The organism is Candidatus Limousia pullorum, from assembly GCF_057405065.1.
Genome location: NZ_CM171614.1, coordinates 2,343,885 through 2,357,786 on the forward strand (window position 1 = coordinate 2,343,885; position 13,902 = coordinate 2,357,786).

The window sequence follows — 13,902 nt, forward strand, 5'->3', positions numbered from 1 at the left end:
AAATATAGCTGTACGCTAAGTTCGAGGATAAAGCGAGGTGAGATGGGATGTTTGATTTTGGGAACCACTTGCGGATGCTGCGGGAACGGTATGGCATTTCTCAGGAGGAGCTTGGACGGAGAGTAGGCCGGGCCGGATCGGTCATCAGCAACTATGAGAACAATATCAAGATCCCTACGCTGGATGTCCTCACGACCATGGCTCGGATTTACAACGTATCGCTGGATTACCTGGTTGGCTTCGATAAGAAAGACCAGGTTGTGCTGGAAGGCATGACCGATGGGCAGCGGGAACTGATCCACCTCTTGGTGAAAGAATTGAAGGAGAGCACCAAGCCGAAAAACGGCGGCTTGTCTGCCGACCAGCAGGAAATCCTAAACCTCATTATGCAGGAGTTTTCAAAGTAGCATTTGCAAAGCTAATATGGTGTCTCTGAATTCAACGGCGGCCTGATTTTTTCTCAGACCGCCGTTACTTTTTTTCAAAAGTAACACTTACTCCATCAAAACTCCATCTTCGTATGGTACACTACTACCTGGAGGTGCAGACAATGTCGAAAACGATTTTAATTATAGAAGACGAAGAGGCCATTCAGAGCGTGGTGAAAGCGTTTCTGGAGGATGAAGGATATAACGTAGTGCTGGCCAGCGACGGATTAGAAGGGATGGAGAAATTCCATGAGCATCGTCCAGACCTCATCCTGCTGGATCTGATGCTTCCAAAAATGAACGGTTTTTCTGTCTGTGAGGCGATCCGGAAAGAGAGCCAAGTACCCATCATCATGCTCACCGCCTTAGACGATGACGCCAGCCAGATGAAGGGCTTTGACTCTCTGGCAGACGATTATATCACCAAGCCCTTCTCCATGCCCCTTGTGGTGAAGCACATCGAAGCGGTGTTGCGCCGGGCGGAGCAAGGCGCCGGGGTGGAGACGAACATCCTCCGCTATAAGGATCTCACCCTGGATACGGACAGCTTCACGGTCCTTGTCAAAGACGAAAGCGTGTCCTTGACCATCCGGGAATTTGAGATATTGAAACTCCTGGTGGAGAACCAGGGGCGGGTGTTTACACGGGAGAGCCTGCTGGACAGCATTTGGGGCTATGACTACTTTGGCGATGAGAAGATCGTGAACACCCACATCAAGAATATCCGCAAAAAGCTGGGCGTGGATTATATCGAAACTATACGAGGGGCGGGATATAAAATTGAGAAAGAGAATTAGTGAAAGCATCCAGGCAAAGACCTTTCTCAGTATGCTGGCCCTGCTGGTGGTCTGTTGTATTATCATCTACGGCATGGTGATGATTTTCCTGCCGAGGAATTACCATACGGAGCTGGAGGGGCAGGTCACTTCCGATTTTTATGACCTGGTAGATATTCTGGAGCGGAACGGCTGGGAGGCCAGCTCGGACAGCCTTTTGGAGTTTTCCATGACGAACAACGCCTCGGTGGAAATCAGTGATGATATTGGTAACAGCCTGTTTTCCGTGAACTATGCCGACATGGAGAAGATGGATTCCTCCGCACCATCCATGAGCTGCTCTGCAACGTTCCTGCAAAACGGACGAACCTATCACCTCTTTGCAAACGCTTCCTTGGTAGCAGTTTCGCAGTCCTACGATATCCTCCTGAAGCTGATCCCCCTTATCGCCGCTGTGATCCTGCTGATTTCCATCATCGGAGCGGTGATTTGTTCCCGGTACTATTCCAAGCCGCTGGTGGGTATCAGCAATGTGGCGAAACGGATGACCACCCTGGATATGACATGGAAATGCGATGTAGGGCGAAGAGATGAGATTGGCGTCTTGGCCTCCAGCCTGAACGAGATGTCCCAGCAGCTAAGCAATGCTCTGGACAGCCTGCAGACGGCCAATGAGCAGCTGCAGCAGGACATCGAGCGGGAACGGGAACAGGAAAAGCAGCGGGTGGACTTCTTCACCTCCGTATCCCATGAGTTGAAAACCCCCATTGCCATCATCAAAGGGCAGCTGGAGGGGATGATCCATCAGGTGGGTCCCTATAAGGACAGGGACACCTATCTGCGCCGGTGCCTGAAAACCACCAATGACATGGAGGCGCTGGTCAAGGAGATTTTGTCGGCGGCCCGGATGGGCGGCAGCGACTTCCACCTGGAGCGCACCGACCTGGATATCAGCCAAATGCTGCAAAAGGCCTGCCAGCAGTTCCGTGGCCGGATGGAGGACAAGGAGATGGAACTGCGCATGGACATCCAGCCGACCTTCCACTATGCGGGTGATGGGCGGCTCATGGAGAAGGTGTTCACCAACGTGATTGGAAACGCTGTAGCCTATTCTCCTGTGGGAGCCACTGTTACGGTGTCGCTGCAGAATGGTGTTTTCTTTGTGGAGAACTCTGGCGTCCACATTGCCGAGGAAGATTTGAAGCAGATCTTCACGCCATTCTATAGGGTGGACAAGTCAAGAAACCGCAATAGCGGCGGCAGCGGCCTGGGGCTGTATATCACCAAAACCATTCTGGATCACCATGGGATACAGCACAGCATGGTGAATACGGAGGATGGAGTGCGATTTATGGCGAAGTTCTCATAAAATAAGAACGGCACAAGCTGGCGTTTTCTCACCTTAAATAAAAGTGTTCAGCCGAGAGGTTTTCCCTGTGAAAGCCCCTCGGCTTTTTTGCGCCCTGTCCCCAACTCCATCAAAACTACTCCTCAACTCCACCTCAACTCCACCTTCGTAGTGTACCATAAGGGTGTTCCCGGCAGACGGGACACCACCGGAGCGGGAAAAGCCCCGGCGAAAAACTTATGTTAGGAGGTACACAAGTGAACCCACTGGTTTTACTCAAAGGAAATGAGGTGGCTGTGACATGAACCTGTGCAAACGGGCCTGCCTGTATTCCATCCGAAAAAAGGGCAAGACCCTCACGCTGCTGGCGTTTCTGCTGGTCATGGCCACGCTGATGCTGACCTGCCTTTCCATCCAATCGGCCACGGAAACAGCCAATGCCAATATCAAAAAGGCCCTGCTGGGCTATTTCACCATCAACGCCAAGACGCTGGAAAACGGTATCCCGGAGGATACGGTGAGCCAGATTCTTGATGTGGATGGCTTGAGCGGCAGGTACACCCTGCGCTCCTACACCTACGCTACTTATTTTGACGCAGACGGGAACCTTCTGGAGATCAACACCGAGGGCGCTGCCCAGGTGCCGGAGGGCTACGAGAACGCTGGACGGGTGGTGGCAAACTCCAACTCCCAGGAGGACAGCTATTTCACCGATGGCGGCTTTGAGATGGTGGAGGGCAACCCTATCACCACCGAAACCGGCAATCAGGTGCTGATCCATGAGAAGTTCGCCCAGCGTAATGGCCTGTCTGTGGGCGACACCATGCTGCTGGGGAATGTGGAGGACAAAGATAAGACCATCCCCGTGACGGTGGCCGGGATCTTCACCAACACCGAGGAACAGGATTCCATCGGCATGGCCCCGTCCTATGACCTTTACGACAACATCGTGTTTACCGACCTCTCCACTGCCTCTTTCCTGCTTTACGGCACGGAGGGAACCACCAATGTCCAGTACGGGGATTTCTATGTGAACGACCCGGACGAGCTGGAACGCATTATGACCGATGTGCAGGAACTGGATGGCGTGGATTGGGAAAGCTGCACCCTGACCCGCTACGACAACGACTATCAGAACGCCAAGGAATCCTTGGAGGGCTTGCAGAACATCGTCTTTATCGCCATTGCGGTGGTATCGGTAATCTGTTTCCTGGTGCTGGCCCTGTTCCTGACGCTGCGGCTCCGTGGGCGAATCCATGAAACCGGCGTTTATCTGGCCATGGGCATTTCCAAAGGCTCGGTGCTGCTGCAATACCTGCTGGAAGTGATCCTTGTGGCGGCCATCGCCCTGGTGATCTCCTTCGGCACCAGCACAGCCATTTCCCATCAGATCGGGAGCAGCCTGCTCTCCCAGGTGACAAGCGAAACCTATGAAACGGTGGACTTGACCGGGGAAAGCGAAGCTGCGGAAGAAGAATCCACCGAGGATTTGGGCCTTGCCGAGATCGAGGTGGCTGTTTCCGCCGAGGATTACGCACTGGTGTGGGCTTTCGGCATGGTGCTGTGTGTGGCCTCTACCGCACTGGCGGCCTACCCGATTATGAAGATGAAGCCCAAGAGTATCTTGTCGCAAATGAGTTAAGGAGGTGCAGGCGATATGAATTTAGGAATACGAGCGATTTTATATAGCGCACGGAAATGGAAAAAGACGCTGCTGGTGTTCTTCCTGCTCCTGGCTATTACCACCCTGGTGCTGTCAGGGCTGGCGATTGCCGACGCACAGGAGGAACAGGCCGAGGAAGTCCGGGGAACCACCGGGGCCAGCTTCACGGTGGAGCGAGACATCTCCACGGGCGGCTGGAACGGCAATTACAGCACACAGGAATTTATGTCCGAGGACATGATCCAGCAGATTGCCGCAGTGGATGGCATTGCGGGGTATGACGCCACCCTGATTACCCTGCCCCGTATCTTCAATGATAAGGGCGAGGAACTGGCCCATGAGAATTACAGCTTCTACAACTACGGCTCCTACAATTCCCAATACCATGAGCTGTTTCTGTCGGGCCGGTTTGAGCTGGTGGAAGGCACCCACATCACCGATGATATGACGGGTAGCATTATTATCAGCCGGGAACTGGCTGAGTGGAACGGGCTGAAGGTTGGGGATACCTTGACAGGCGTTTACTACCCGCAAAATAACACCCCGGAAGTGGATATGAAGATCGTAGGTATCTTCGATGTGGTGGCTGATAAGAACGACCAAGTAAATATGTATGATGATGCGTCCTATTACGCCTATTCCAGCTATGTTTTTTGCAGTATGGACGCAGCCGAAGGCTTGATTAAGGGCTGGGGCGAAGATGGCGAGGGCATTTCCGAAGCCTACTACTATGTCACGGACGCCGCCCAATTAGAGAATGTGATTCGGGAAGTGCAGAGCATTTCCTCTATCAACTGGAACAACTACAAGATCACCGCCAATGACGAGGTGTATCAGAATATTTCCAGCGCCCTTTCCGACACCGGCACTCTGATTACTACCCTCATCGTTGTCATCACGGCTGTGAGCATGGTGCTGATTATCCTGATCCTCTCCATGTCTATCCGCAGCCGAAAGAGAGAAACAGGCATTTTGCTGGCGGTAGGTATCGCCAAGCCTGCGGTGATTCTCCAATATGTGTTGGAAACCCTGCTGATCGCAGTGGTGGCCTTTCCGCTGGCCTACCTCTCCAGCAAGCAGGTAGCTGGCACCCTTGGAACACTGTTCGGCAAGGCGGCGGAGAATGTCATCGTCACGCCGGAGCACTTTATGCTGGTGGCCATCGTGGGCGGCATTTTGCTGGTGGCGGCAGTGCTGGTGTCCAGCATTTCGACCATGCGGTTAAAGCCCAAGCAGATTTTGTCGCAGATGGAGTAAAGGAGGCGCAATATGAACCACAAAACGAATTTAGGAATACGAGCGATTTTATACAGCGCACGGAAGTGGAAAAAGACACTGCTGGTGTTCTGTTTGCTTCTTGCCATTACTACCCTGGTGTTGTCCGGCCTTGCCATAGCCGACGCCCAGGAGGAACAGGCTGAGGAAGTCCGGGGAACCACCGGGGCCAGCTTTACCGTGGAGAGAAACTTATCTACTGGCGGTTGGGCCAGCGGCAATAGTGGTTCTTATAGTACGCAGGAATTTATATCCGAAGAAATGCTTCAGAAAATTTCCTCAGTAGATGGAGTTGCAGGATATGATGCAGCGGTTGTCTCTATGCCGAGCTATTATAATGAAGCTGGTGAAGAACTTGTTAATGGAAATGTTATCAACAGTTATTATACCTATGGTTCAATAAATACTGAATACAACCAACTTTTTTCATCCGGAAGATTTGAACTGGTAGAAGGTTCTCATATTACAGAAAATGTAAAAAACGGCCTTATCATTAGCAAAGAAAACGCTGAACGGAATGGGATAAAAATTGGTGATAAAGTTACCGGGATCAATGATCCGAATAATGGCGATCCAGAAGTTGATATGGAGATAGTAGGTTTTTTTGATATCGTTGCCGATAAAAATGATGAGGCGACCATGTATGATGCTTCTACACTATGGGATTATGCCGATTATGCTTTTTGCAGCTACAATGCAATGAAAGAAATGGCTGTTAATTATGAAGATGGGAGCAAACTCCAAGAGGCCCACTTTTTCGTAGAAGATGCAGCACAGTTGGATAACGTAATAGCCGAGGTACAGAACATATCCTCGATTAACTGGGATAACTTTATCATCACCGCCAATGACGAGGTATATCAAAATATTTCCAGCGCTCTTTCCGACACCGGCACCCTGATTACCACCCTCATTGTTGTTATTACTGCTGTGAGCATGGTGCTGATTATCCTGATTCTCTCCATGTCCATCCGCAGCCGAAAAAGAGAAACCGGAATCCTGCTGGCGGTGGGGATTGCCAAGCCTGCGGTGATTCTCCAATATGTGTTGGAAACCCTGCTGATTGCGGTGGTGGCCTTCCCGCTGGCCTACCTCTCCAGTAAGCAAGTGGCCGGCACCCTGGGTACGCTGTTCGGCAAGGCGGCGGAGAATGTCATCGTCACACCGGAGCATTTCATGCTGGTGGCTATCGTGGGAGGTATCCTGCTGGTGGCGGCGGTGCTGGTGTCCAGTATCTCGACTATGCGGTTGAAACCTAAGCAGATTTTGTCGCAGATGGAATAAGACCATCCACTCCCTAAAATAACGAAATGAGGTAATCACTATGAGTATCATGGAAATCAAACAAGTGGGATATTCCTACGATAATAAAAAGAAAGTCTTAAAAGGCGTCAACGCCGAAATGGAACAGGGCAAGCTCTACGCCATCCTGGGTCCTTCCGGCTGCGGCAAAACCACCCTGCTCTCCCTGATCGGCGGCCTGGACAGCCCCGGCAGCGGCCAGATTTACTTCGATGGGCAGGACATTGCCAAGACGGGGCTTTCTGACCATCGGAAAAAACATGTGGCGTTTATTTTCCAGGCGTACAACCTAATCGACTATTTGACCCCCGCAGAGAATGTGTCGTTGACTTCCAAGCTGCCGCCGCTGCCCATTCTGGAGCGCCTGGGGCTGACGAAAGAAGAAGCCAAGCGGAATGTGCTGAAACTCTCCGGCGGCCAGCAGCAGCGTGTAGCCATTGCCCGCGCCCTGGCAAGTGAGGCCCCGGTAATCCTGGCAGACGAACCTACGGGCAATCTGGACGAGGACACCGCCCAGGACATCACGGAAATTCTTAAAGAGAGCGCCCACAAGATGAACAAGTGTGTGGTGGTCGTCACCCACTCCAACGAACTCGCGAAGCAGGCCGATGTGGTGTTCCGGCTGAAGAAGGGTGAGCTGCAGGTGATGGAGCGTGTTGATGACCTCTCGGCCCCGCACCAGTCCCGCAGGAACAACGCTTCTCGCAGCGAGAGGAGGGCAAGATGATGGACGAGTTTTCTAAACCCTCCAAAAAGGGCAGCATCCTCGCTGTGGCCTGCTACGTTTTTGCTGTGGCGCTGCTGATCACGGCTTTTGTCTCCCTGGCGGCCTGCCATCAAAATATCTCCCTGCAGCTTGAGCAGGGCGTCCCTGTGCAGGGAAATGAATTGGCCATTGTGAATCTCTATCTTACAAGCTGTGTGCAGTATTTCGCCTTTGCCGCCGCCATGGTTTTTTGCGGCAAGGCGGCCCCCAAGGTGCTGGCGCTCAAGAACGAGATGCCGGTACAGGTCACTCCCTATATGCTCAACGCCCCGGCAGAGGCCCCCGGCTCCACCTTCACGGAAGAGGCGGAGCCAGAGGAGGACGATGACGATTGGGAAGGCTGGGGATTTCGGGAGCAAGACAAATAAACCGGGGATCCTCATGCAGCAGCATGAAGGGCAAACAGGATTTCGTTCATAAGCATGGGAGGTGATAGAATTAGACGAGTCATTATTCTGGAGCTGCAGGAAGAGGATGGGGAAGTTTTTGAGGACTTTCTTTCGTTTTTGCAGGATCATCCCGAAATCGAGAACTGCAAACAGAACAAGGACTCCATCATATCTCTTCCAGGGCTTGAAATCTATCCACGGCAGCGAAGGGTTTTCCGCAACCAGCAGGAGATCACGCTTACAAAAACGGAGTACGAAATACTTATTTACTTATTCCAGAACTCCAACCATGTCTTAACGCACAGCCAAATCTATGAGAGGATCTGGCGGGAACCGGACTATGGGGAGGCCCGTAAGCTGGTCAGCCATCACGTGCAGGCCATCCGGCGCAAGCTGAATTTGAAGCAGGACTCCGGCGTTTACCTGCGGTGCATCCGTGATGTGGGGTACAGCTTCGAGAGAAAGAAATGAGGGGCAGCAGCCTGAACCAGGCTGCTGCTTCCTTTTATCCTTTAGCCCTGAAGAAGCTGAGAGCGTCGGTGCGCTGCCCGTTTTGCCACACCTCGAAGTGGAGGTGGTTTCCGGTAGAGTTCCCGGTGGTGCCTACATAGCCGATCACCTCGCCCTGTTTGACCTCCTGGCCTGCCACCACACAGATGGAGGAACAGTGGGCATACAGGGTTTCATAGGTGTCGTTGTGGCGCACTTTGATGTAGTATCCGTACCCGCCGCCCCAGGAGTCTATCCCGTTGGCAATGGTGACGGTGCCATCCGCAGCCGCAAGGATGGGGGTGCCGCCCGGAGCGCCGATGTCGGTGCCGCTGTGGTAGTCGATCTCCCCGGTGAAGGGATCCGCCCGGTAGCCGAACCAAGAGGTGATGGTGTAGCTCTGAGGCAGCGGCCATTGGAAGATGCCCGTTCCTTCCCAGTTGGTATTGGGGTCTATGATTTGCCCGCCGCCGCTGACGTAACCGCCCAGCAGTTCGGCCCACAGGTTTTCATTTTCCGGCTCTGTCATCAGGGCCAGGTATTCGTTCTGCCGGTCATTGAAGCTGTATTGCTGGGCCATTTCCTCCGGTGTTTTGTGGGTGATGGTGATTTCCAGAATGGTTTCCGTCACCGTCTCCGTGCTGGTAACCTCATTTCCATTCTCATCTGTGGAAGTCACCTCCACAGAACTGCTCTCCGTGCGGGTGGTGTAGCTGATGGCGTTCATCTCCCACATGATACTCCGCAGTTCATCCACCTGGGCATCATCCAGCGAGGCCACCTGGGAGCCATCCTCTGCGCCCGTTACTTTTGCGGAGAATACCGCAAGGACATCTTCCCAATTGACAGACAGCACCCCGTCGTTGGAGGTGATCTCCTGCCTGTCATGGGGGTTGGCGGCTTCAATCTCCTGAATGCGCGCCTGGTATTCTCCGTTGAGGTCAGCCACCGCCTGGGTCACGCTGGTCCCTGTCCCAGTGGACTCTGAACCGAAGAACAGGCCGAAGCAGGAGCCGACTATCAAAGCAATCAGGCATATCAGCAGGATGATCACCACGGCGACCCAGCCACCGGCAGCGATGGCGGCAATCAACCCCTTCACTGCCGCGATGGTCGCTTTTATAGCTGTGGCAGTCACCTTAACAGCGGCCTTGACCCCAGTGACCGTCGCTTTCGCTGCGGCTCTGGCGGCATGGGCAGCTGCCTTTGCCGCTTTTGCGGTGGCCTGGGCTGTTCTCTGTGCCACCTTAGCGGATCTCTGTGCGGTCTTGATGCTTTTGGTGCCCTGCTTGACCCCCTTCAGGGTCCGGTTGGCTGTCTTTACCGCTTTTGCAGGCTTCCCCTTGACACCCTTCACCACGGCGTTCTTGGTCTTGATTTTGGAGGCCGCACTCTTGGCGGCCTTTCCCGTTTGGGATGCGGCTTGGGAGGCGGGACCCTCGGCCTGCTTGCGAATGCGGGCTATCTCACGTTTCTCCCGCACTTTTTTGGCGGTGGTCTGCGCCAGCTTTTTACCGCCACGATAGGTCAAATCCGCTCCCTTCTTGGCAGTGCTCTCCATGCCGGACAGCATCTGATCTCCGGCAGTGTTGGCCGGGGCGTTGAAGGATTCTCCCTGCTGGCTGGCGAAGGGCGTTTCCTTTAACTCGGAGATGGATTTCTCCTTGGACTTCAGCCACAAATCCTTCATAGCGGTTTTCGGGACTTTAGCTGCGCTCTCCAGCAGTTTTGGCTTGCCGCCCTCCGGCTTGGTCTTTATTTCTTTCAAAGGCATACCTCCTGGAAGAAGACACATCAGAGGTGAGAAGCAGATTTGTGCAGCAACTTGTTGCACAAAATCAGAGCGGGAAAACCTCTGAGGCGTATGTACGATTCTTTGCAAGCGATACTTGCACAAATTAAAATCAGGGAGCCAAAGGAGGCCCCCTGGAAAATGACAGATTCATGGATGTTACACCCCCCTCAGCGCCTCATCCGGCTTGGTGGTCATCAGCTGGTACAGGCGAGTGTTGCGGGGGAAACTGTTCTCGAAGGGGACGATGTTCCCGGCGCAGCGGATAAGGCCGCAGCCCGCCGCCACATTGGTGATGTACCCCAACTGGGTGTCGGAGATGTGCAGGAGGCCCGCCAACTCGTCACGGTCTGTGGCGGATTGATTCAGCAGGATGAGGAATTCGCTGTTCGCCAGCATGAGGCGGGCGGTGTCGGAGCGGAGCAGTTCCTCCACGTTTTGGGTCAGCCCTGTCACCAGGCCGTTGTACTTGCGGATGCGCTTCCACAGCTTGTAGAAAAAGTCGGCGCTGTACTGGTAGCGGAACAACAGGTAGAACTCGTCGGCAAACACCCAGGTGGTCTTGCCCTTCTTCCAGTTCTGAATCACTCGGTTGAAGATGGCGTCCAGCGTGACCAGCATCCCGATGGGCATGAGCTGCTCACCCAGTTCCCGGATATCGTAGGCGATAATCCTCGCCTTGGTATCCACATTGGTGGGCTGGGCAAAGGTGTTGAGGCTGCCGGTGATGAAGAGCTCGGAGGAAAGGGCGAGCCCCCTGGCCTCCGGCTCCGGCTGCTTCAGGAGAGATTGGTACAGATCCTTCAGGGTGGGCACCTCGCCCTGGTAGTTGTTGGCCATGTACTCCCGGTACACGTCGTAGGTGCAGCGGTCCAGGATAGATTTCTCCTTGGCGGAAACACCCCCGGCGCCCACCAGCTGTTCAAACAGGGAGAGGATGAACTCGGATTTCTCAATCAACGGGTTGCGCTCATCCCCATAGGCTTTGTCCATGTCCAGCGCATTGATGTGGGTATCGGAAGAGGCTGACACCTGGATCACCTCGCCGCCCAACGCTTCTGTCAGGAAGCCGAATTCGGATTCGGGGTCCAGAATGAGGATATCGTCATCGGTGGACAGGGCGATGCTGACGATCTCCTCCTTGGCGGAGAAGGATTTGCCAGAGCCGCTGACGCCCAAACGAAAGCTGTTCCCGTTGAGGAGCTTGCGGCGGTCCGCCACAATCATGTTCTTGGAAACAGCGTTCTGTCCGTAGTAGATGCCGCCGCCCTGGAGGATCTCCTGAGCGCGGAAGGGAATCAGCACCGCAGTGCTCTCTGTGGTCAGGGTGCGCAGGGCATGGATCTTCCGCAGGCCATAGGGCAAAACAGTGTCCAGGCCATCCTTCTGCTGCCAGCGCAGCGTGCTCATCTGGCACAGATGCTTTCGGGCCACAGTGAGGATGGTTTCGGTATCCGAGTCCAGCTGCTCCTTGGTGTCGGCCAGATGCACCAGCGTCACCAGGCCGAACATCATCCTTTGGTCTCTGTTGGTGAGGTCGTCCAGCATCTCCTTGGTTTCCTTCCTCTGCTGTTCCATGTCATAGGGCAGCACGGCGGAGAAGTTGTTGGCGGCGTTCTGTTTCCGCTGCCAGTTGGCCGCATTGGTCTCCACACCCAGCAGCTTATTCTGGATCTCCCTCACTGCCTCGTCGGTGGGAACCGGCAGGACGTCGATGGACAGCATGAGGCTGCGGTCCATGTCGCAGAGTTCGGCAATCATGGAGTCTTTGATGTAAGTGGCGTAATCCTGCAGGTAGAGCACCCGGCCCCACCGCTCATCGATGCGGAAGTGGTCCTTCTGAAATTCCATGGAGTCAGGGCAGAGCCAATCCTTGAAGCTGTGGCCCTTTTTCATGTGCTCTCGTAGGTCGAAGGCAAAGGCCGCAGGCTCCGAACCCTTGAAGAAATCCCGGAACAGCTGCAGCCTGGCGGCGGCGTCCAGTTCCCGCCCCACAGAGGATAGCTGAGACAGGTGATTGATGAGGTCCGTGCCTACACGGGAGAAATAGGTGCGGGCTTCATCGATATTCCGCTTGGCAACCGTGATGGTGATGTAGCGGTCCTGCACCACACTGTTGTTGGTGCCGGTAATCTTGGAGAGCAGCATTTCATTGTACTCCCTGCGGAAATGATCCAGGCCATCCTCCCGCATGGGGAGCAGCAGGGATTTTTCGAACTGCGCCTTGTCGATCCGCCGGTTGTGGATGGTGATTTTGGCGCTGGCCCCGGAATCCAGAGCGTTGAGGAGCTCTGAATAGTCCAGGAACATGGCGGTCTTATCATCCTTGCTGGCAATGCTGTAATTGATGTCGGTAAAGGAGAAGGTCTTGGAGAACCGGCTCCCCACCTGAAAAATCCCATCCGGCCAGATGCGCTGGATGGGGATGGCGTCCTGTACGGACTTGGGAATTTTGAATTTCTCTTTTTCCAACTTCGTTGCTTTGGTAAGCGTTTTGATGATAGGCATCCGTCCTTTTCTAAGAGATTTTTGTGTTGGGCATCACCGCTCCTGCCCTTTACGGTGCGGCTTGTGGCTGGCCCGCATGGGCGGATCCAGCGGCAGCAGATGAAGCCCGTTCTTTGCCGCCCATTCCGGCAACTCCTGAACAGCGTGGATGGAGCTTTGGCGCAGTTCATCGAACAGAACCGCCTGTTCCGTGTCTAAATAACGGATGGTCCAGAAGCTGGAACGCCCGTTGGGAGACACGGCTTTCAGTTTTCCTCCATCCGGCATTCGGAACCGCTCATGGCCCTGCAAGTCCAGAATGGGGATGCCGTTTCGGGCCTCCCTCATGTAGCGATCCAGCGCCAGGAACGAAAAGGCATTTACCCACAAGCGGCAGTCTGTGGAGAGAAACGAGCAGACCATCCAGTAGGAGTACCTTCCGGTATTGATGCGAAACCCATGCCGTGTATCGGCACTTGGGTTGTCTTGCAGAAGGCTGTCTGGGTGAGCGGCACAATAAGCGCGCAGTTCAGCGGGGCTTTTCAGGATCCCTTGGCGCAGGGCATCCATCATATCGTTGAAATCGTCGGTGAATTCAGGGGTGTTGAGCCGGGGCGTGCGGTCATGCCAGGAGCTTTCAAACACCGGGGCGCTGGCATTGAGGTTGGCTGTCAGATAGCCGATGCAGCCGGTTTTGTCATTCAGCACACGGTTGCTATGCCCGCCCATAGCGGCGATTTCCTCCGGGAGGATGGAGTGGATGTTCATCTCCATGCCTTATTCCCCCTGTTCTTTCCCAGCTGGTGGCTGGGGCCTGCGGTTTTTGCGCTTGCGGGGAGGCTTTTCCCCCTCCGCAATGGCTTCCTCCATCGCCTCGTAGTAGAGGCTGTCGGATTGAAACACCAGCTTCTTCGGGTACAGAAATTCCGACTTAAACCAGGCCCAGGACAGCTTTTCCGCAGTCATGCCATGGTACTTGAAAAAGCCGCAGGCGGCAAAGGGCGCCGCCCCAAGGATGCACATCCAGCCCACTTCCTCGCTCCCCACAAAGGGGCGCAGGCCGAAGTAGATGCCCACCGCTACGCCCACCGCCAGAAGGGAGCAGAGAAACTGCCTGGTGGAGAGGCCGAAAAAGATGGACTCCTGGTAATCCCGTATTTCCTTTGGCACTTTTACTTCTATATTGC

At 54.3% G+C, this 13,902-nt stretch carries 13 protein-coding genes; 9 read left to right on the top strand and 4 right to left on the bottom strand.

From position 1 onward, the window contains the following. Nucleotides 1–47: 47 nt before the first annotated feature. From CGICJO_RS10840 to CGICJO_RS10880, 9 genes are all read left to right on the top strand, one after another. A complete protein-coding gene (locus CGICJO_RS10840) occupies nucleotides 48–407 on the top strand; it encodes a helix-turn-helix domain-containing protein (protein ID WP_003531233.1) in 360 nt (119 codons plus the stop codon). 143 nt (nucleotides 408–550) lie between these two features. After that, nucleotides 551–1,225, top strand: coding sequence for a response regulator transcription factor (locus CGICJO_RS10845; protein ID WP_486498890.1), 675 nt, complete (start codon nucleotides 551–553; stop codon nucleotides 1,223–1,225). Next, a complete protein-coding gene (locus tag CGICJO_RS10850) occupies nucleotides 1,209–2,573 on the top strand; it encodes a sensor histidine kinase (protein ID WP_486498891.1) in 1,365 nt (454 codons plus the stop codon). Before CGICJO_RS10845 ends, CGICJO_RS10850 begins: the two co-directional genes overlap by 17 nt. A gap of 280 nt (nucleotides 2,574–2,853) precedes the next feature. Then, nucleotides 2,854–4,194: an ABC transporter permease gene (locus CGICJO_RS10855; protein ID WP_486498892.1), complete on the top strand. Its 1,341-nt coding sequence runs from the start codon at nucleotides 2,854–2,856 to the stop codon at nucleotides 4,192–4,194. A gap of 15 nt (nucleotides 4,195–4,209) precedes the next feature. Continuing rightward, nucleotides 4,210–5,472: an ABC transporter permease gene (locus CGICJO_RS10860; RefSeq protein WP_486498893.1), complete on the top strand. Its 1,263-nt coding sequence runs from the start codon at nucleotides 4,210–4,212 to the stop codon at nucleotides 5,470–5,472. Nucleotides 5,473–5,484: 12 nt separating this feature from the next. Next, nucleotides 5,485–6,774: an ABC transporter permease gene (locus CGICJO_RS10865; protein ID WP_486498894.1), complete on the top strand. Its 1,290-nt coding sequence runs from the start codon at nucleotides 5,485–5,487 to the stop codon at nucleotides 6,772–6,774. Between the two features lie 40 nt (nucleotides 6,775–6,814). After that, on the top strand, nucleotides 6,815–7,519 hold the full coding sequence (locus CGICJO_RS10870) for an ABC transporter ATP-binding protein (protein WP_486498895.1): 705 nt from the start codon (nucleotides 6,815–6,817) through the stop codon (nucleotides 7,517–7,519). Then, nucleotides 7,516–7,926 carry a hypothetical protein gene (locus tag CGICJO_RS10875; protein ID WP_486498896.1) on the top strand — a complete coding sequence of 137 codons (411 nt, stop codon included), beginning with the start codon at nucleotides 7,516–7,518 and terminating at the stop codon, nucleotides 7,924–7,926. Before CGICJO_RS10870 ends, CGICJO_RS10875 begins: the two co-directional genes overlap by 4 nt. A gap of 54 nt (nucleotides 7,927–7,980) precedes the next feature. Next, nucleotides 7,981–8,418 carry a winged helix-turn-helix domain-containing protein gene (locus tag CGICJO_RS10880; RefSeq protein ID WP_486498897.1) on the top strand — a complete coding sequence of 146 codons (438 nt, stop codon included), beginning with the start codon at nucleotides 7,981–7,983 and terminating at the stop codon, nucleotides 8,416–8,418. 34 nt (nucleotides 8,419–8,452) lie between these two features. Here the strand turns inward: CGICJO_RS10880 and CGICJO_RS10885 are convergent, their stop codons facing one another. The 4 genes from CGICJO_RS10885 to CGICJO_RS10900 all read right to left on the bottom strand — a co-directional run bounded on the left by CGICJO_RS10885 (nucleotide 8,453) and on the right by CGICJO_RS10900 (nucleotide 13,897). Next, nucleotides 8,453–10,204, bottom strand: coding sequence for a peptidoglycan DD-metalloendopeptidase family protein (locus tag CGICJO_RS10885; protein WP_486498898.1), 1,752 nt, complete (start codon nucleotides 10,202–10,204; stop codon nucleotides 8,453–8,455). A gap of 183 nt (nucleotides 10,205–10,387) precedes the next feature. Continuing rightward, nucleotides 10,388–12,736: a VirB4-like conjugal transfer ATPase, CD1110 family gene (locus CGICJO_RS10890; protein WP_486498899.1), complete on the bottom strand. Its 2,349-nt coding sequence runs from the start codon at nucleotides 12,734–12,736 to the stop codon at nucleotides 10,388–10,390. Between the two features lie 33 nt (nucleotides 12,737–12,769). Further along, entirely contained in the window at nucleotides 12,770–13,489 is a 720-nt protein-coding gene (locus CGICJO_RS10895; RefSeq protein WP_486498900.1) for a hypothetical protein, read from the bottom strand. Between the two features lie 3 nt (nucleotides 13,490–13,492). Further along, nucleotides 13,493–13,897, bottom strand: a complete 405-nt coding sequence (locus tag CGICJO_RS10900) for a PrgI family protein (protein WP_486500027.1) — start codon at nucleotides 13,895–13,897, stop codon at nucleotides 13,493–13,495. Nucleotides 13,898–13,902: the final 5 nt, after the last annotated feature.

Coding starts and splice junctions, on each gene's coding strand:
- CGICJO_RS10875 (WP_486498896.1), top strand. CDS start 7,516: ATGATGGACGAGTTTTCTAAACCCTCCAAAAAGGGCAGCATCCTCGCT.
- CGICJO_RS10840 (WP_003531233.1), top strand. CDS start 48: ATGTTTGATTTTGGGAACCACTTGCGGATGCTGCGGGAACGGTATGGC.
- CGICJO_RS10855 (WP_486498892.1), top strand. CDS start 2,854: ATGAACCTGTGCAAACGGGCCTGCCTGTATTCCATCCGAAAAAAGGGC.
- CGICJO_RS10895 (WP_486498900.1), bottom strand. CDS start 13,489: ATGGAGATGAACATCCACTCCATCCTCCCGGAGGAAATCGCCGCTATG.
- CGICJO_RS10860 (WP_486498893.1), top strand. CDS start 4,210: ATGAATTTAGGAATACGAGCGATTTTATATAGCGCACGGAAATGGAAA.
- CGICJO_RS10865 (WP_486498894.1), top strand. CDS start 5,485: ATGAACCACAAAACGAATTTAGGAATACGAGCGATTTTATACAGCGCA.
- CGICJO_RS10870 (WP_486498895.1), top strand. CDS start 6,815: ATGAGTATCATGGAAATCAAACAAGTGGGATATTCCTACGATAATAAA.
- CGICJO_RS10890 (WP_486498899.1), bottom strand. CDS start 12,736: ATGCCTATCATCAAAACGCTTACCAAAGCAACGAAGTTGGAAAAAGAG.
- CGICJO_RS10845 (WP_486498890.1), top strand. CDS start 551: ATGTCGAAAACGATTTTAATTATAGAAGACGAAGAGGCCATTCAGAGC.
- CGICJO_RS10880 (WP_486498897.1), top strand. CDS start 7,981: ATGGGAGGTGATAGAATTAGACGAGTCATTATTCTGGAGCTGCAGGAA.